15 protein-coding genes are annotated in these 16981 nt (G+C 64.4%); 12 read left to right on the plus strand and 3 right to left on the minus strand.

Features of this window, described 5'->3' with window-relative positions; genetic code table 11:
- Nucleotides 1-117: 117 nt before the first annotated feature.
- Together CCOS864_RS12155 and CCOS864_RS12160 are read left to right on the plus strand one after the other, a co-directional pair.
- Nucleotides 118-420 carry a DUF6124 family protein gene (locus CCOS864_RS12155; RefSeq protein WP_115086535.1) on the plus strand — a complete coding sequence of 101 codons (303 nt, stop codon included), beginning with the start codon at nucleotides 118-120 and terminating at the stop codon, nucleotides 418-420.
- 208 nt (nucleotides 421-628) lie between these two features.
- Entirely contained in the window at nucleotides 629-883 is a 255-nt protein-coding gene (locus tag CCOS864_RS12160) for an acyl-CoA-binding protein (RefSeq protein WP_115086536.1), read from the plus strand.
- 111 nt (nucleotides 884-994) lie between these two features.
- Here the strand turns inward: CCOS864_RS12160 and CCOS864_RS12165 are convergent, their stop codons facing one another.
- Genes CCOS864_RS12165 through CCOS864_RS12175 form a run of 3 tightly spaced genes read right to left on the minus strand, consistent with a single transcriptional unit; the run spans nucleotide 995 to nucleotide 4367 of the window.
- Nucleotides 995-1741 (minus strand): enoyl-CoA hydratase, encoded by a 747-nt coding sequence (locus tag CCOS864_RS12165; protein WP_115086537.1) that lies wholly within the window; start codon nucleotides 1739-1741, stop codon nucleotides 995-997.
- 24 nt (nucleotides 1742-1765) lie between these two features.
- A complete protein-coding gene (locus CCOS864_RS12170) occupies nucleotides 1766-2371 on the minus strand; it encodes a helix-turn-helix domain-containing protein (protein ID WP_115086538.1) in 606 nt (201 codons plus the stop codon).
- A 46-nt stretch (nucleotides 2372-2417) separates the two neighbouring features.
- Complete coding sequence (locus CCOS864_RS12175; protein ID WP_115086539.1) at nucleotides 2418-4367, minus strand: oxidoreductase; 1950 nt, start codon at nucleotides 4365-4367, stop codon at nucleotides 2418-2420.
- A 183-nt stretch (nucleotides 4368-4550) separates the two neighbouring features.
- Here CCOS864_RS12175 and CCOS864_RS12180 point away from each other — a divergent pair, with 183 nt between their 5' ends.
- From CCOS864_RS12180 to CCOS864_RS12225, 10 genes are all read left to right on the plus strand, one after another.
- A complete protein-coding gene (locus tag CCOS864_RS12180; RefSeq protein ID WP_115086540.1) occupies nucleotides 4551-5588 on the plus strand; it encodes an ABC transporter substrate-binding protein in 1038 nt (345 codons plus the stop codon).
- A 75-nt stretch (nucleotides 5589-5663) separates the two neighbouring features.
- Nucleotides 5664-6419: a class II aldolase/adducin family protein gene (locus CCOS864_RS12185; RefSeq protein WP_115086541.1), complete on the plus strand. Its 756-nt coding sequence runs from the start codon at nucleotides 5664-5666 to the stop codon at nucleotides 6417-6419.
- A gap of 145 nt (nucleotides 6420-6564) precedes the next feature.
- Nucleotides 6565-7209, plus strand: coding sequence for a TetR family transcriptional regulator C-terminal domain-containing protein (locus tag CCOS864_RS12190; RefSeq protein WP_115086542.1), 645 nt, complete (start codon nucleotides 6565-6567; stop codon nucleotides 7207-7209).
- Nucleotides 7210-7281: 72 nt separating this feature from the next.
- On the plus strand, nucleotides 7282-7998 hold the full coding sequence (locus CCOS864_RS12195; protein WP_115086543.1) for a response regulator: 717 nt from the start codon (nucleotides 7282-7284) through the stop codon (nucleotides 7996-7998).
- Between the two features lie 4 nt (nucleotides 7999-8002).
- On the plus strand, nucleotides 8003-8776 hold the full coding sequence (locus tag CCOS864_RS12200) for a substrate-binding periplasmic protein (protein WP_115086544.1): 774 nt from the start codon (nucleotides 8003-8005) through the stop codon (nucleotides 8774-8776).
- Complete coding sequence (locus tag CCOS864_RS12205; protein ID WP_115086545.1) at nucleotides 8773-11028, plus strand: ATP-binding protein; 2256 nt, start codon at nucleotides 8773-8775, stop codon at nucleotides 11026-11028. The genes CCOS864_RS12200 and CCOS864_RS12205 overlap by 4 nt, the downstream gene beginning before the upstream one ends.
- A 202-nt stretch (nucleotides 11029-11230) precedes the next feature.
- Nucleotides 11231-12634, plus strand: coding sequence for an amino acid permease (locus CCOS864_RS12210; RefSeq protein ID WP_115086546.1), 1404 nt, complete (start codon nucleotides 11231-11233; stop codon nucleotides 12632-12634).
- Nucleotides 12635-12890: 256 nt separating this feature from the next.
- Nucleotides 12891-13682 carry an enoyl-CoA hydratase/isomerase family protein gene (locus tag CCOS864_RS12215; protein WP_115086547.1) on the plus strand — a complete coding sequence of 264 codons (792 nt, stop codon included), beginning with the start codon at nucleotides 12891-12893 and terminating at the stop codon, nucleotides 13680-13682.
- A 31-nt stretch (nucleotides 13683-13713) separates the two neighbouring features.
- Nucleotides 13714-14874, plus strand: coding sequence for an acyl-CoA dehydrogenase family protein (locus tag CCOS864_RS12220; RefSeq protein WP_115086548.1), 1161 nt, complete (start codon nucleotides 13714-13716; stop codon nucleotides 14872-14874).
- Between the two features lie 14 nt (nucleotides 14875-14888).
- A complete protein-coding gene (locus CCOS864_RS12225; protein WP_115086549.1) occupies nucleotides 14889-16979 on the plus strand; it encodes an acetate--CoA ligase family protein in 2091 nt (696 codons plus the stop codon).
- Nucleotides 16980-16981 lie beyond the last annotated feature (2 nt).

Genomic DNA, 16981 nt, shown 5'->3' on the forward strand with positions numbered 1-16981 from the left:
CGGGAGGGCTTCGGCCCTGCCGGGTTCCTAACTTACCGGTTCGCCAACCCGCGTACAGCTGCCACCCATTTTGTTTGGCGACGAAAGCGTGGCGGCTCCACAAGTTAGGAGTTGACCATGAAAAAGCTCGTCCCCGATCCCCCAAGCCTGCACCTCGCTGAAACCGTCGAAACCCCTGTCAATAGTTGCCCGGAGCACCCACCCTTGTTCAGCGTGTGCGCAGGTGTCAGCGCCGAAGACGCGCTGGTGCATGCCTTGCTGTACCTCAAGAGCGCCAGCGCCACTATTGGCCAGGCGGTGCAGCACTGCAGTGAGGAAGGACGAGGGTTTGTCTGGTCGGCCCAGCAATCGGTGGAGCTGGCCAGGGCGCTGGTGGATGCGTTGTTGGATGGGATTGAGTTGAGGGTGATGAAAGACTGATTCGGCGTTGCCTGGATCGCGGGGCAAGCCTGCTCCCACCGGGTGGTGCTGACCCCGCGATGATGTTAATTCTGTCGTTGTCTGGCGATAAGGGGTATTCAGCTTTACTGTAAAGAACTATCACTTTTGTCAGTTGTGCTTAAGCCCCAGGCATTGATACTGGGGACCTCGGCGTGGGCCTGGGCAATTGATTTCTGTGAGGTGGGTGATGAGTGTTCTGGATGATCAGTTCAATGAAGCAAAGTACAAAGTATCTAACTTAGAATCGAGGCCAACGGATGGTCAGTTGCTTGAACTCTACGGGTTGAGCAAACAAGCCATCGACGGGGATAACAATACGCTCCGTCCTGGAATGCTGGACTTTAGCGGCAAGGCGAAATGGGATGCCTGGAATAGTTTGAAGGGCACCGCTCAAGATGAAGCCAAGCAGCGTTATATCGATTTTGTCAGTAATCTTGCGTGAGATGTCCAAGTCTTCGGGTGGACTCGGTATAGCATCGCGGGGCAAGCCCACTCCTACAGGATCACATCAAACCGGTGGGAGCGGGCTTGCCCCGCGATGAGGCCGCAATCGTCAATCCTTGACCAACGCCCGCAACGCCGCTTTCGCCTCGGGCGTGTGCAGACGCTCGATAAACAGCAAGCCTTCACGTTGAACAGTGACCTCCAGCTCCTGCCGATGGGCATCCTTGAGCAAGCGCTTGCTGATCCGTAGCGCATCCTGCGGCAAGGCCTGCAGGCGCTCGGCCAGTTTGCGCGCCGCTGCCAGGCACTGCTCACCATCCTCATGCAGTTCATTGGCCAGGCCCCATTCAACGGCCTGTTCGCCCGTGAGCAGTTCATTGCATAGCAACAACCGCGCCGCACGCGCATGGCCGAGCAGCCGCGGTAGCAACAGGCTGGAACCAAACTCCGGGCACAAGCCCAGTGGCACGAACGGCATGCGCAGCTTGGCCGAACGACTCACCAGCACCTGGTCGCAGTGCAGCAGCAGGGTGGTGCCGATGCCGATGGCCGGCCCCGCCACCGCCGCAATCAATGGCTTGTCCAGGGCCATGACCAGCCGCATCAGGCGGAACACCGGGCTGTCCATGTCGCTGGGCGGGTTGTCGAGAAAGTCCTTCAGGTCGTTGCCGGCGCAAAAGCACTGCGGGCCACCGGTCAGCAGGATAACCTCGACTTCAGCGTCCTCAGTCGCTGCCAGCAACTGATCGCCCAGTTGCGTATACATCGCGGTGTTCAGCGCATTGAGCTTGTCTGGGCGGTTGAAGGTCAGGGTCAGCAGGCCCTGGTGCAGGTCCCGTGTGATCAACTCGTTCATGGCTTGCCTTTGTTGTTGTAGGTATCAGAACGTCGGCGGGGTGATCACCCAGATCACCACCGCATCCACCTCGCCAGGGTTGCCGTAACGGTGCGGCTCCTGGCTGGAAAAACTGAAGCTGTCGCCTTCGCTCAGCTGAAAATGCCGCTCGCCGACCCACAGCTCGAAACTGCCGGACAGCAGGTAGCCGGCTTCTTCGCCGTCGTGGCTGTAGCTTTGCTGGCTGTAGGTGCCCGGCGGGAAGCGCGAATGCAGAATCTCCAGCTGGCGGTTGGGTTGCGGGGTCAGCAACTGGTCGACGATACCGTCTTCGTAATGCACGCTCAGGCGGCTGTTCTTGCGCACCACGTAGCCGTTGTCTTCCGGGGCGGTGCTGGCTTCGCTGGCGAAGAACCACTGGATGGTCACGCCGAGGCTGCGGGCAATATTGAACAGCGCCGGGATCGACGGGTAGGAAAGGTTGCGCTCCAGCTGGCTGATGTAGCCGGCAGTCAGCTCGCTTTGCTCGGCAAGCTCGGCCAGGGTCATGCCGCGGCGCTTACGCAGGCCGCGGATGCGGGTGCCGAGAAAATGCGGGGCGCTGGTGCCTTCCTGGCTGGCGGCGGGCGGCGTCTTGCTGCTGTTGCTCATGGCGTGCTCCGAACCGCACTGTCAAAGCCCCGGAGTATAAACAGGCTTACAGGCTCCAGGCGACCTTCAAACCGTCGTAGACGGCTTCTTCCACCGTGCGCGGGGCCAGGCAGTCGCCAATGCGTTTCACCTCGACCAGGCCGTGCAGCTCGGCGGCGAGGCTATCGACCGGCTGATGGCCCTGACACAGCACCAGGGTGTCGATGTCTTCGAAGATCATCGGTTCGCCGCTGGCGGTGTGTTGCAGGTACACGGTGTTGTCGTCGCAGCCGTACAGGCGTGCATAGGGGGTGATCGGGATGCCCAGCTTGTGCAGCTCGCCGGCCATCTGGTCGCGTACGTACAGTGGCAGGCTTTCGCCGCAGTGGGTGCCGTTGACCGCCAGTTGCACCTGGTGGCCTTCACGCACCAGGCGCTCGGCGATGCCCGGGCCGATCCAGTCGCAGCGCCAGTCGACCACCAGCACCGAGCGCCCGGGCTTGGCCTCGCCGCGCAGGATTTGCCAAGCGTCGACCACCTGCAGTTCGCCGCCGCGCTCGAAGGCCGGCCAGTAAGGTTCGGCGCCGGTGGCGACGATCACCAGGTCGGGCTGCTCGCGCTCGACCAGGGCGCGATCCACGCGCGTGTTGCGCACCACCTTGACCCCGGCCAGGTGCATCTCCCGTTGCAGGTTGGTGCTGGCACCGCCGAACTCGGCCCGGCGCGGCAGCAGTTGCGCGAGCAACACCTGGCCGCCGAGCTGGGCGCTGGCTTCATACAAAGTGACGTCGTGGCCACGCGCTGCGGCCACCGCCGCGGCTTTCATGCCGGCCGGGCCGCCACCGGCGATCATCACCCGCTTGCGTGTAGTCGCTGCCTGCAGGGTGCCGAACTGCTGCTCGCGCCCGGTTTCCGGATGCTGGATGCACGAGATTGGCAGGCCCTTGTGAAAATGTCCGATGCACGCCTGGTTGCAGGCGATGCAGGCGCGCACGTCTTCGGCGCGATCGCTGCGGGTTTTGTTGGGCATCTGCGGGTCGCAGATCAGCGCGCGGGTCATGCCGCAGACATCGGCCTGGCCACGGGCGAGGATCAGCTCCGCTTCCTGGGGCTGGTTGATGCGCCCGGTGACGAACAGCGGAATGCTCAGTTGCGCCTTGAAGGTCCCGGCCTCACGCGCCAGGTACGCCGCTTCGATGGCCATGGGCGGGACGATATGTACCGCGCCCCCCAGCGACGCCGAGGTGCCGGCGACGATATGCACATAATCCAGCTCGGCCTGCAGCATCTTCACCGCCGCCAGCGATTCATCCTCGGTCAGGCCCTCGGCATCGCGCTCATCGGCGCTGATGCGCAGGCCGATGATGAAATCGTCTGCCGTCGCCGCACGTACCGCCGCGATCACTTCGCGGACAAAGCGCAGCCGCTGCTGCAACTCGCCGTTGTAGCCATCGCTGCGGCGGTTGACCCGTGGGTTGATGAATTGCGCGGGCAGGTAACCGTGGCTGGCAACCACCTCGACGCCATCGATGCCGGCCTGGTGCAGGCGCCGGGCCGCGGCGGCGTAACCGGCGACGATCTCGTCGATCATCCCCTGGTCCAGTGCCCGCGGCATCACCCGAAAGCGCTCGTTGGGCACCGCCGATGCCGAGTAGGCCACCGCCAGCAGGCCATCACTGGACTCCATGATTTCCCGCCCCGGGTGGAAGATCTGCGACAGCACCACGGTGCCATGGGCATGGCAGGTCTCGGCCAGCTGGCGGTAACCCTCGATGCAGGCGTCGTCGGTGGCCATCAGCACGTGGGAGGTGTAGCGGGCGCTGTCGTGCACCCCGGCCACCTGCAGCACGATCAGGCCGACGCCGCCGGCGGCGCGGGCCTGGTGGTAGGCGATCAGGCGCTCGTTGACCAGGTTGTCGGTGGGCATCGAGGTGTCGTGTCCGCTGGACATGATGCGGTTCTTCAGGCGTTTGCCACGGATTTGCAGCGGTTCGAACAGGTGCGCGAAGGTCGACATGCGGGTCAGGCTCCAGCGGGGTGTTGTTATTATTTTTCTATAGAAGTGTACCGCCAGTAAAAAATCAACTTGTTTTTTTACTGGCCTTTGACTAGCGTGCAATCACCCCGGGTCCTGGGGCACACCTCACAACAACAAGAAAACGGGCCACGCATCACGTGGTACCGGCAAGAGGAACCATTGATGAAATCGAACCTGCTCAAGCGCTCTCCCTGGTTGTTCGCCCTTGCTGTCGGCGCCGTCCAGGCAGCACCGGACATGGTCGTGGTCGCCTACGGCGGCGCCGGCCAGAAAGCCCAGGATGCGGCGATCTTCAAGCCTTTCAGTGCCCAGGACGGCAGCACGTTGATCCAGAGCGAGTACAACGGCGAAATGGCCCGGATCAAGGTCATGGTCGATACCGGCAACGTCGACTGGGACCTGGTGCAGATCGAAGGCCCGGACCTGATGCGCGGCTGCGACGAGGGCATGTACGAGCGCCTCGACTGGACCCAGCTCGGCCGCGCCGAGCAGTTGATCCCCGATGCCGCCCAGGAGTGTGGCTCGGCGGTGCTGGTGTGGAGCGTGGCGATCGCCTACGACCGCAACAAGCTGGCCCAGGCACCGACCTCGTGGGCGGATTTCTGGGACGTCAAGAAAACCCCCGGCAAGCGCGGCCTGCGCAAGCGTGCGGTGTACAACCTGGAGTTCGCGCTGATGGCCGACGGGGTCAAGGTCGAGGACGTGTACAAGGTCCTGGCCACCCCCGAGGGGGTCGACCGCGCCTTCAACAAGCTCAGCGAGCTCAAGCCCTACATCCAGTGGTGGGAAGCCGGCGCGCAACCGGCGCAGTGGCTGAGCGCCGGTGACGTGGTCATGACCTCGACCTACAGCGGCCGGGTCGCCGTCGCCGCCCAGGAGGGCAGCCCGCTGGCCCTGGTGTGGCCCGGCAGCCTGTATGGCATGGACTACTGGGCGATCATCAAGGGCTCCAGGCATGTTGACCAGGCCAAGCGCCTGATCGCCTTCGCCAACCAGCCCGACACCCAGGTGCGCTACGTCAAGGAAATCCCTTACGGGCCGACCAACACTCAGGCCGCTGCCGAACTTGATCCGAAGCTGGCCAGCTGGGTGCCGACCTCCAGGCAAAACCTTGAAGGCGCGTTGTCGATGAATGTCGAGTTCTGGGTCGACCATGGCGATGAGCTCGAGGAGCGTTTCAACGCCTGGGCCAGCCGCTGAACCCTCGCTGCGGCTGGACATCGAACGATGTCCAGCCCTATTGTCTGGCCAGCCTTTCGCCTGAGGACAACAATAATGACCGAGACCGAAATCCACCTGCGCCAGGAACTGGCCGCCTGCTACCGGTTGATCGCGCACTTTCGCATGACCGACCTGATCTTTACCCATATCTCGGTGCGCATTCCCGGCCCCGAGCATCATTTTCTGATCAACCCCTACGGCTTGATGTTCGATGAAATCAGCGCCTCCAACCTGGTCAAGATCGACCTGCAGGGCAAGGCGGTGGAGGCGTCGCCGTACCCGGTCAACCCGGCCGGTTTCGTCATTCACAGTGCCATCCATGGTGCCCGCGAGGATGCCCAGTGCGTGTTGCACACCCACACCAAGGCCGGTTGCGCGCTGGCGGCGCTCAAGTGCGGGTTGCTGCCGGTGAACCAGATTTCCATGGAGTTCCATGGCAAGGTCGCCTACCACGACTACGAAGGCATCGCCCTGGACATGGCCGAGCAAGCGCGTCTGGTCGATGACCTGGGTGACAAGGCGGTGCTGATTTTGCGCAACCATGGCTTGCTCAGCGTCGGGCGCAGTGTCAGCGAGGCGTTCCTGCGCATGTATTACCTGGAAAAAGCCTGCGAGATCCAGCTGACGGCGATGGCCGCCGGCGAGCTGGTGTTGCCGACGGAAGAAGTCTGCGCCCACACCGAACGCCAGTTCAACGAGCCGGCGCGGGCCTTGAAGGAAGGCGAGTTGAGTGATCCGGACGGCATGCAGCTGGCCTGGTCGGCGTTGCTGCGCTTGCTCGAGCGGGTGGCGCCGGGCTATCGCGACTGACACACATACCCTGTGGGAGCTGGCTTGCCAGCGATCGAGCGCGCAGCGGTCGCAACCCAGCCATCGCCGGCAAGACCGGCTCCCACATGGTTCGTGGCTCGCACTTGTTGTACAGTCGTTCAATACCACTGCCGATGAGAACCCCATGACCCAGGAAGCCCGTTACAGCCGCATGGTCCCAGAGCTACGCAAGGCCAACCTGGTCGAAGCGACCCTGGTGTGTTTGAAGCGGCACGGCTTCCAGGGCGCCTCGATTCGCAAGATCTCCGCCGAGGCCGGCGTCTCGGTGGGGCTGATCAGCCACCACTATTCAGGCAAGGACGAACTGGTCGCCGAGGCTTACATGGCGGTCACCGGCCGGGTCATGGGCCTGATCCGCGAAGCCATGGCCCAAGCCGCGCCCAATGCCCGCGAGCGGCTGTCGGCGTTCTTTCGCGCCTCCTTCTGCGCCGAACTGCTCGACCCGCAGTTGCTGGATGCCTGGCTGGCGTTCTGGGGCGCGGTGAAAACCGCCGAAGCGATCAACCAGGTGCACGATCACTCCTACGGCGAATACCGCAACGAACTGGGCCGGCTGCTGGCTGAGCTGGCCGCGGAAGAGGGCTGGCAGGCCTTCAACGCCGACCTGGCAGCCATCAGCCTGAGCGCCTTGCTCGACGGTCTGTGGCTGGAATCCGGGCTCAACCCGGGCACCTTCACCCCGGAGCAGGGCGTGCAAATCTGCGAGGCCTGGGTCGATGGCCTGCAGGCCGGTGGCCGCCGGCGCTTCACCCTGACCGAGGGCTGTTGATCGGTCGTTCAGTAATGGGTACGCTGCTGTCGCGGGTTTCACAACAACACCTATAACAAGAGACAACACGCAATGACGCCTCGGGTACTGGTCGTCGATGACGATCCGCTTATTCGCGACTTGCTGCACGCCTACCTGTCCCAGGAAGGCTACGACGTGCACTGCGCCGCCACGGCGGAGCAGGCCGAGCATTTTCTCGCCGAGCAGGCTGTCGACCTGGTCATGCTCGACATCCGCCTGCCGGGCAAGGACGGCCTGACCCTGACTCGCGAACTGCGGGTGCGCTCGGAAGTCGGCATCATCCTCATCACCGGGCGCAACGACGACATCGACCGTATCGTCGGTCTGGAATGCGGCGCCGACGACTACGTGATCAAACCGCTGAACCCGCGCGAGCTGGTGTCACGGGCCAAGAACCTGGTGCGCCGGGTGCGCCATGCCCAGGCCGGCAAGCCGCCCGGCGCCGCCAATCACCCGCTCAAGCAGTTTGCCGACTGGGCCCTGGACACCGACCGGCGGCGCCTGATCGACCCGCAGGGCGGCGAAACCTTGCTGACCCACGGCGAATTTCAGCTGCTCAGCGTGTTCCTGCGCAACAGCGGCCATACCCTGAGCCGCGACCAGTTGATGGACCAGATCCGCAACCGCGAATGGGTGCCCAACGACCGCTCCATCGACGTGCTGGTCGGCCGCCTGCGGCGCAAGCTGCACGACGACCCGGCCGAACCGCAGCTGATCATTACCATTCACGGCGCCGGTTACCTGTTTACTGCCAGCGTGGCGGCCTGATCACATGTGGCGGCTGCTCTGGCTCGCCATGCTGATGCCCGGCGCCCAGGCCCAGGCGGCCGAGCGCATCCGCTATTGCGACTACCCGGTGTACCCGCCGATTTCCTGGAGCGACGGCAAACAGGTGCGCGGCCTGGCGCCGACCGTGGTGCGCCAGCTGTTCGCGCGCCTGGGCTATGAGGTGGAGATCGTCGTGCTGGGCAACTGGAAGCGCTGCCTGCTCGATGCCGCCGAAGGCCGGGTCGACGTGGTGCTGGCCTACAACAGCGACCAGCGCGACCAGGGCATGCGCTTTTCCACGGTGCCGGTGCTGCGCGAGGAGGTGGCAGTGTTCTTCAATCGCCAGCGGCCGGTGACCTTCGAGCGCCTTGAAGACCTGGCCAGCTACCGCGGCGGGCTGTTGTTCGGCGAAAGCTACGGGCCTGACTTCGACCGCTTCGTCGCCCGTCACCAGAACATCGAATGGGTCTCCGACAGCCAGCAGAACTTCGGCAAGCTGATTCGCGGGCGTATCGACTTCGTCATCCAGGAACGGCGCACCGGCCAGCTATTCGTCGAGCATTTGCCCGGCGCCGAGGAGATCCAGGCCTTGCCCACCGCGCTGAGCGTCGACTACCTGCGGGTGGCGGTATCGCGGCATTCGCCCTTGAGCCAGCACATGGCGCAGATCGACGAGCAACTGCAGCGCATGACCGACAACGGCGAGATCCAGCGCTGGCTGGAGCAGAGCGAAGTCACCTACCGCGACATGGTCAACCTGCCGGCAGACGCCAAATGATGCGCCTGCAACCCGGTGGCCTGCTGCGGCGCCTGCTATTGTTCATCCTGTTGTTCAGCCTGTGCTTTACCGTGCTGGCCAGCACCGTGCAGCTGTATTTCGAGTACCGCCGCGAGATGCGCGACATCGACGCGCGCATGGCGTTGATTCGCGCCGGTTACCTGGCAAGCCTTGAACGCAGCCTCTGGGACCTCAACCAGGAGCAGTTGAAGGTGCAGTTGCGCGGCCTGGTGGACTTCTCAGATGTGGCGCGGGTACGCCTGAGCAGTGCCGACTTCGACTTGCTGCAGGGCGAAGCGACGCCACAAGGGCCGCTGCGCATCGAGCGTTTCGCCCTGGACTATCAACCGCCTTCCGGGCCGTTGCGCCACCTTGGCGAGCTGGAGGTCAGCATCGACCTGGGTGCGGTGCACCGGCGCCTGTTCGCCACCGGGCTGACCAGCCTGCTGTGGATGAGCGTGTTCCTCTGCGGCCTGGCGGTGGCGTTGTCGGGCTTGTTTTACCGCCTGGTCACTCGCCATTTGCAGGTGATGGCCGAGTTTGCCCGGCGCATCGGCGCGGGCGACTGGCAAGAGCCGCTGCGCCTGGACAAACGCCGCTCGGCCCGCGCAGACGAAATCGACACCGTGGCCCACGCCCTGGACGACATGCGCCGGGCCATTCTCAGTGATATCGACCGCCGTGAAGTCGACCGCCTGGCCTTGCAGGACAAGCGCGACGAGCTGCAGAAGATGGTCGAGCGGCGCACTGCCAGCCTGATGCGCGCCAAGGATGATGCCGAAGCGGCGAACCTGGCCAAGTCGCGCTTCCTGGCGACCATGAGCCATGAACTGCGCACCCCGCTCAACGGCATCCTCGGCATGGCCGAATTACTGCGCGAGGCTGATCTCGACGCCCAGGACCGCAAGCGCCTGGATGCCCTGTACAAGGCCGGCGAAGGCTTGCTGACCATCCTCAACGAAGTGCTGTACTTTGCCCGCCTGGAGGAGGGCGAAAGCCACCCGGAAGCGGTGGATTTCTCCCTGCGCCAACTGTGCGACGAGGTCATGACCCTGCTCGAACCGCGGGCCCTGAACAACGACACGGTGTTGCGCTGTCGCATCGATACCCAGTTGGCGCCACGTCAACACGGCGCCGAACAGTTCCTGCGCCAGGTGCTCAGCAACCTGCTGGCCAACGCCATCAAGTTCACCGAGGCCGGTGAGGTGAGTGTCGAGGTCCAGGTGCTGGGCCAGGAGCAAGGCCAGCAGCAGCTGCGGGTCAGTGTTCGCGACAACGGCATCGGCATCGACCCGGCGGTGCAAGGGCGGATTTTCGATCGCTTCGTCCAGGCCAGCGAAGCCGTGGCCCGGCGCTATGGCGGCACTGGCCTGGGCCTGGCGATCTGCAAACACCTGGTGGAACTGCTCGGCGGGCGCATCGGCCTGGACAGTGCCGAGGGGCAGGGCAGTTGTTTCTGGTTCGAATTGAGCCTGCACACGGCGGCAGCCGAAGCTGCAACCGTGCCGCCGGTAGAGCCGGTGCACGCCCTGGATATCCTCGTGGTCGAAGACGTCGAACTGAACCGCGAGGTGGTGCGCGGCCTGTTGCAGCGCGACGGGCACCGGTTGTGGATGGCCGAGGACGGGGAACAGGCCATGGTCCTCTGTGCGCAGCGGTGCTACGACCTGATCCTGCTCGACGTGCATCTGCCGGGTATCAGCGGGGTCGAGCTGTGCCGGCAGATCCGCCGCACCCCCGGGCCAAACCGCGCTTGCCGGATCCTGGCGCTGACCGCCAGCGTGCAGCCGGCGCTGGTGCGCGGTTACCTGGCGGCGGGCATGCAGGGCATCCTCGCCAAGCCGCTGAAGCTCGACAGTTTGCGCCAGGCATTGGCGCAACAGCGGCAGGTGGTCGAGGCCCCGGTGGCCGGGCAGGGCATGGACTGGGCGCTGCTCGATACCCATCGCAGCTTGCTCGGTGAACAGAAAGTCCAGGGTTTGCTGACGGTGCTGCGCGACGCTATCGAGCAGCATCAGGATGCCCTGGCCGAAGCGCTCAAGGCCGGCGACTGCACCGACGTCGCGCATCTGGCTCATCGCCTCGCCGGCAGTAGTGATTCCCTCGGTTTTCGCGGCCTGGCGACGGTACTGCGGGAACTGGAAGAGGCGGCGTTGAACAAGGCCCCGGCAGCCTTGCAGGTCCTGCAAACGCCCTTGGCCGAGCAGTTGCGCCTGGCCGACGAAACCCTGAAACAGCTGATCCAGCGCTGACGTACAAAAACCTTACGACTTTTTACATCTTCGATCTTTACGTACAACGCCACCTTACATCGCTTTCCAATAATCGACGGCAACCGCTGCCCGCGGTCTTCGAAGCTTATTGGAGATAATAATAATGAACTGCCGTAAAGCTCAGCCGTCCCCGCACCATCGCCTGTCCCTCCCGCGCTTCAACCACTGTTGAGGTGCCGACATGACTGACTCTACCGAACGTAAAGGCATCCACCTGACCCGCGCGCTGAAAAGCCGGCATATCTTCATGCTGTCGCTGGGCGGGGTGATCGGCACCGGGCTGTTCATGGGCTCGGGGGTGACCATCAACCAGGGCGGGCCCATGGGCGCGATCCTCGCCTACCTGGTGGCGGGTTTTCTGATGTACCTGGTGATGGTCTGCCTGGGCGAGCTGTCGGTGCAGATGCCGGTGTCCGGCTCGTTCCAGACCCACGCCACCAAGTTCATCGGCCCGGCCACCGGCTTCATGATCGGCTGGGTGTACTGGATGAGCTGGGCCACCACCGTGGGCCTGGAGTTCACCGCCGCCGGCATGCTGATGGTGCGCTGGTTCCCCGAGGTGCCGATCTGGTACTGGTCGGCGCTGTTCGTGGTGGTGCTGTTCGGCCTCAATGCCCTGGCCACCCGCGCCTTTGGCGAAGCCGAATACTGGTTCTCGGGGATCAAGGTGGCGGCGATCCTCGGCTTCATCATCGTTGGCGTGCTGGTGATCTTCGGCGCGATCCCGCTGACCAGTGGCGAGCCGGCGCCGATGATGAACAACCTGATCGGCGACTCGATGTTCCCCAACGGCCTGTCGGCGGTGTTCGCGGTGATGATGACCGTGGTCTATGCCTTCCAGGGCTGCGAGATCATGGGCGTGGCCGCCGGTGAAACCGACCAGCCGGAAAAAAGCATCCCCCGCGCAGTGCGCAACGTGGTGTTCCGTGTGCTGATCTTCTACGTGCTGGCCATCGTCGTGCTCTCGGCGATTGTGCCGTGGCAACAGGCCGGCCTGATGGAGAGCCCGTTCGTGCAGGTGTTCGACATGGTCGGCATTCCCTACGCGGCGGACCTGATGAACTTCGTCATCCTTACCGCGATTCTGTCGGTGGGCAACTCCGGCTTGTATGCCTCCACGCGCATTCTCTGGGCCATGTCCAAGACCGGCATGGCGCCGAAAAGCCTGTCGCCGCTGAGCAAGCGCGGCGTGCCGTTGCGGGCGCTGAGCATCACCCTGTGCTTTGCCCTGGTGTCGCTGATGACCAGTTTTGTCGCCGCCGACACCTTGTTCATGGTGCTGATGGCGGTGAGCGGCATGTCCGGCACGGTGACCTGGATCGTCATTGCCCTGGCCCAGTACAAGTTCCGCCGCGCCTACCTGCAGGGCGGCGGCAAGCTCAGCGACCTCAAGTACCGCGCGCCGCTGTTCCCGCTGGTGCCGCTGCTGTGCATCGCCCTGTGCAGTTCGCTGTTCGTGTTCCTGGCCCTGGATGAGACCCAGCGGCCGTCGCTGTACTGGGGTTTTGGTTTCATCGCAGTGTGTTACGCGGCGTACTTCATCATTCACCGCAAGCGCCAGGTGGTGTTGGCGCCGTCGGTGTAAGCCCATCGCGGGGCAAGCCCGCTCCTACCTGTAAATGTAGGAGCGGGCTTGCCCCGCGATAGGTTGTACAAAGTTGTAACAGGCGCGGCCATTACTTCTCAAAGTAAATATTTAAATCTTATAAAAACAAGCAATTAGCTCTGTAACTTCATCTGTTACAGCAAGTAATCCAGCCGATTGTCTCCTTGTTGAACACTCGTTTAGTATGGCCTCACGTCATACCTCTCACGCCAACCACAATAATTCGAGGCCCCCCATGACCCCTCCTGCGTCGCTGCTCAGCCAGGTCGAAGCCGGCATTGCCTGGATCACCCTCAACCGTCCGGATCAGCGCAACGCGCTGGACATCCCCAGCCTGAAAAACCTGCATGCCTTGCTCGAGGCCCATAACGCCGACCCGGCGGTGCGCGTGGTGGTGCTGACCGGCACCGGCCGCAGCTTCTGCGCAGGCGCCGACCTTGCCGAGTGGGCCGAGGCCGAAGCCCGCGGCGCGCTTGAAAGCTACGGCTGGACCGAAACCGCCCACGCCCTGATGCAGCGCCTGCACAGCCTCGACAAACCGACCATCGCCGCCATCAACGGCACTGCCGTCGGCGCCGGCATGGACCTGACCCTGTGCTGCGACCTGCGCGTGGCCGCCGCCTCGGCGCGGTTCAAGGCCGGCTACACCAGCATGGCCTACAGCCCGGATGCCGGCGCCAGCTGGCACCTGCCACGGTTGATCGGCAGCGAACAGGCCAAGCGCCTGCTGTTTCTCGATGAACTCTGGGGGGCCGAGCGCGCCCTGGCAGCGGGACTGGTGGGCGAGGTGTGCGCCGATGAGCAGTTGCTGGCGGTGACCGCCGAGCTGGCCGGGCGCCTGGCCAAGGGCCCGACCTTCGCCTTCGCCCAGACCAAACGGCTGATTCGCGACGGCGCCCAGCGCACCCTGGGCGAGCAGCTACAGGCCGAGCTTGCTGCCGGGCTGCTGTGCGGGCGTAGCGAGGATGGCGCCGAAGCGTTGCGTGCTGCCGTCGAAAAGCGCACCGCTAATTTCGTTGGTAAATAACAACTTACAAGCACTTCTTCAGGATCGACTCATGAATTTCCAACTGACCCAAGAACAACAAATGTTGGTGGAAGCGGTACGCAGTTTTGTCGCCAAGGAGTTATTGCCCCATGAAGAGGCGGTCGACCGCGCCGACGAGGTGTCGCCGGAGCTCGCCGCGCAGATTCGCGGCAAGGCCATCGCCGCTGGCTTCTATGCCTTCAACATGCCTGAGGAAGTCGGCGGTGGCGGTCTCGATTACCTGTCCCAGGCGCTGATCGAGCGCGAGCTGTCGAAGGTGTCGTGGGCCCTGCATGTGTTTGTCGCGCGGCCGTCGAAGATCCTCATGGCCTGCAAGGACGAACAGATCAACGACTACCTGCTGCCGTGCATCCAGGGCGAGAAGACCGACTGCTTTGCCCTCACCGAACCGGGTGCCGGCTCCGATGCCAATGCGATCAAGACCCGCGCCGTGCGCGAGGGTGACAACTTCGTACTGAACGGCAGCAAGCACTTCATCAGCCATGCCGGCCACGCCGATTTCGCCATTGTCTTTGCCGTCACCGACACCTACGAGCACAACGGCAAGACGCGCAACGCGGTGACCGCCTTCCTGGTCGACCGCGGCACCCCGGGCATGACCATCCGCCGCGGGCCCAAGTGCGTGAGCAACCGCGGTTATCACACCTTCGAGCTGTTCTTCGATGACTGCACGGTGCCGGCCAGCAAGGTGCTGGGTGAAGTCGGCAAGGGTTGGGAAGTGGCCAACGCCTGGCTCACCGCCGGGCGGGTGATGGTCGCCGCCAACTGTGTTGGCCAGGCCCAGCGCGCCCTGGACGTGTCGCTGCAATGGGCGGCCGACCGCAAGCAGTTCGGCCAACCGATCGGCACCTACCAGGGTATCTCGTTCAAGCTCGCCGACATGGCCACGCAGATCCGCGCCGCCGAACTGTTGACCCTGCACACGGCCTGGAAGATGGACCAGGGCACGATGACCGATGGCGAGGCGGGCATGGCCAAGCTGTTTGCCAGTGAAGTGCTGGGCAAGGTTGCCGACGAGGCGGTGCAGATCTACGGCGGCATGGGCCTGATGGACGAAGGGCCGGTCGAGCGGATCTGGCGCAATGCGCGGATCGAGCGGGTCTGGGAGGGTACCTCGGAGATCCAGCGGCACATCATTTCCCGTGAACTGCTACGCCCGCTGTTGCGCTGATCAGGAGCCTGCTCATGTTACGAGACAATCTCAAACGCCTGCTCGCCCCGCGCCACCTGGCGTTTGTCGGCGGGCGCAGCATGGCCCGGGCGCTCAAGCGCTGCGCCGAGGGCGGTTACCAGGGGCAGATGTGGCTGGTCAACCCGCAGCACGACAGCCTCGATGGCGTGCCGTGCGTGCGCAGCGTCGGCGAACTGCCCTGTGCACCGGATGCGGTGTTCATCGCCACCAACCGCGAGCTGACCCTGACCTGCGTGGCCGAGCTGGCGGCCAAGGGTGCCGGCGGGGCGATCTGCTACGCCTCGGGCTTTGCCGAAACCGGCGCCGAAGGCCAGGCCCTGCAACAGCAACTGCTTGAGGCCGCCGGCGACATGGCGCTGCTCGGCCCTAACTGTTATGGCCTGCTCGATTACCTGCACAGCGCTGCGCTGTGGCCGGTGGCCCATGGCGGCAAGGCAGTAGAGAAGGGCGTGGCGGTGCTGACCCAGAGCGGCAATTTTGCCTACAACCTGTCCATGAGCGACCGCTCGCTGCCGGTGGCCTACATGGCTTCGGTGGGCAACCAGGCGCAGATCGGCATTGCCGAACTGATGGACGCGCTGCTCGATGAGCCGCGGGTCACTGCCATCGGCCTGCACCTGGAAGGCCTGAAGAATGTGCCGGGTTTTGCCCGCGCGGCGCACAAGGCGCTGGAGAAGGGCATCCCGATCATCGCCCTGAAAACCGGGGTGTCGCAAATCGGTGCGGAACTGGCGCTGAGCCACACCAGCTCGCTGTCCGGCTCCGATGCGCTGTACGACAGCCTGTTCGAGCGCCTGGGGGTGATCCGCGTCAGCGGCCCGGTGAGCTTTGTCGAAACCCTCAAGGCCGCCGCCTGCGGCCACTTGCCCAAGGGCGGCAGCCTGATCGCCCTGGCTTGCTCCGGTGGCGATGCCGGGCTGATCGCCGACTATGCCGAACGCAACGATCTGAGCCTGCCGAAGCTGGATGATGGCCAGGTCCGCGAGCTGGCCCAGGTGCTGCCAACCTATGCCAACCTGGTCAACCCGCTGGACTTCACCACGGCGATCTGGGGCGACGGCGCCGCGCTTGAGCGCATGCTCGACAGCGCCCTGCGCACCGAGGCCGATGCCGCCATGCTGGTGCTCGACTACCCGGCGGAGTTTACCGGCGAGCGCAAGGAGTGCGACCTGCTGCTGGAGCTGTACTGCGCGGCGCTCAAGCGTCACGGCAAGACCGGCTTTGTCACCTCGGCCTTGCCCGAACTGCTGCCGGCCTTCGCCCGCGAGCGCCTGCATGCCCATGGCATTGCCGCGCTGCAGGGCGTCGAGGATGGCCTGGCGGCCTGGGGGCGGATTGCCGCATACCAGGGCCAACGCCAGGCGCTGCTCGACCTGGGCGAGTCAGCGTTGCCGCCGTTGTGCCCGCAGGCGCTGCAAGGCGAGAGCGAGCTGCTCAACGAATGGCAATCGAAACAAGCCTTGCAGGCGTTTGGCCTGCCGGTACCCAAGGGCGTGTTGAGCACGCCGGAGCAGGCCCTGGCCAATGCGCAGCAAGTCGGCTACCCGCTGGTGCTCAAGGCGGTCAGTGCGCAACTGCCGCACAAGACCGAAGCCGGTGCCGTCGCCCTCAACCTGCGCGACGCCCAGGCCCTGGGCGCGGCGCTGGAGCAGATGCGCGCACGGATCGGCGCCTATGCGCCGGGTGTCGCGTTCGATCAGCTGCTGCTCGAGCCCATGGCCAGCGCGCCGCTGGCCGAGCTGATCGTCGGCATCAAGCGCGAGAACGACTTCGGCCTGGCCCTGGTGATCGGTGCCGGCGGGATCCTCGTCGAGCTGCTCAAGGACAGCAAGAGCCTGTTGCTGCCGACCACCGACGGCGCCATCCGCAAGGCCGTGCTCGGCCTGCGCAGCGCGGCCTTGCTCCAGGGTTTTCGTGGCCGCGAGGCGGCTGACCTGGAGGCGCTGGTGGCAGCGATCCGTGCGGTCGCCGACTACGCCTGCGAAAACGCTGCGCAATTGCTGGAACTGGATGTGAACCCATTAATGGTCGGTGCCCAGGGCACCACCGCGGTCGATGCGTTGATTCGCCTCGGCCAGGTGTAAGG

The sequence above is a fragment of the Pseudomonas wadenswilerensis genome, from assembly GCF_900497695.1.
In the GTDB taxonomy this organism is placed as follows: Bacteria; Pseudomonadota; Gammaproteobacteria; order Pseudomonadales; family Pseudomonadaceae; genus Aquipseudomonas; species Aquipseudomonas wadenswilerensis.

What these genes read in the sequence shown, in the direction of transcription:
- CCOS864_RS12155 (WP_115086535.1), top strand. Translation starts at nt 118, where the DNA reads ATGAAAAAGCTCGTCCCCGATCCCCCAAGCCTGCACCTCGCTGAAACC.
- CCOS864_RS12160 (WP_115086536.1), top strand. Translation starts at nt 629, where the DNA reads ATGAGTGTTCTGGATGATCAGTTCAATGAAGCAAAGTACAAAGTATCT.
- CCOS864_RS12165 (WP_115086537.1), bottom strand. Translation starts at nt 1,741, where the DNA reads ATGAACGAGTTGATCACACGGGACCTGCACCAGGGCCTGCTGACCCTG.
- CCOS864_RS12170 (WP_115086538.1), bottom strand. Translation starts at nt 2,371, where the DNA reads ATGAGCAACAGCAGCAAGACGCCGCCCGCCGCCAGCCAGGAAGGCACC.
- CCOS864_RS12175 (WP_115086539.1), bottom strand. Translation starts at nt 4,367, where the DNA reads ATGTCGACCTTCGCGCACCTGTTCGAACCGCTGCAAATCCGTGGCAAA.
- CCOS864_RS12180 (WP_115086540.1), top strand. Translation starts at nt 4,551, where the DNA reads ATGAAATCGAACCTGCTCAAGCGCTCTCCCTGGTTGTTCGCCCTTGCT.
- CCOS864_RS12185 (WP_115086541.1), top strand. Translation starts at nt 5,664, where the DNA reads ATGACCGAGACCGAAATCCACCTGCGCCAGGAACTGGCCGCCTGCTAC.
- CCOS864_RS12190 (WP_115086542.1), top strand. Translation starts at nt 6,565, where the DNA reads ATGACCCAGGAAGCCCGTTACAGCCGCATGGTCCCAGAGCTACGCAAG.
- CCOS864_RS12195 (WP_115086543.1), top strand. Translation starts at nt 7,282, where the DNA reads ATGACGCCTCGGGTACTGGTCGTCGATGACGATCCGCTTATTCGCGAC.
- CCOS864_RS12200 (WP_115086544.1), top strand. Translation starts at nt 8,003, where the DNA reads ATGTGGCGGCTGCTCTGGCTCGCCATGCTGATGCCCGGCGCCCAGGCC.
- CCOS864_RS12205 (WP_115086545.1), top strand. Translation starts at nt 8,773, where the DNA reads ATGATGCGCCTGCAACCCGGTGGCCTGCTGCGGCGCCTGCTATTGTTC.
- CCOS864_RS12210 (WP_115086546.1), top strand. Translation starts at nt 11,231, where the DNA reads ATGACTGACTCTACCGAACGTAAAGGCATCCACCTGACCCGCGCGCTG.
- CCOS864_RS12215 (WP_115086547.1), top strand. Translation starts at nt 12,891, where the DNA reads ATGACCCCTCCTGCGTCGCTGCTCAGCCAGGTCGAAGCCGGCATTGCC.
- CCOS864_RS12220 (WP_115086548.1), top strand. Translation starts at nt 13,714, where the DNA reads ATGAATTTCCAACTGACCCAAGAACAACAAATGTTGGTGGAAGCGGTA.
- CCOS864_RS12225 (WP_115086549.1), top strand. Translation starts at nt 14,889, where the DNA reads ATGTTACGAGACAATCTCAAACGCCTGCTCGCCCCGCGCCACCTGGCG.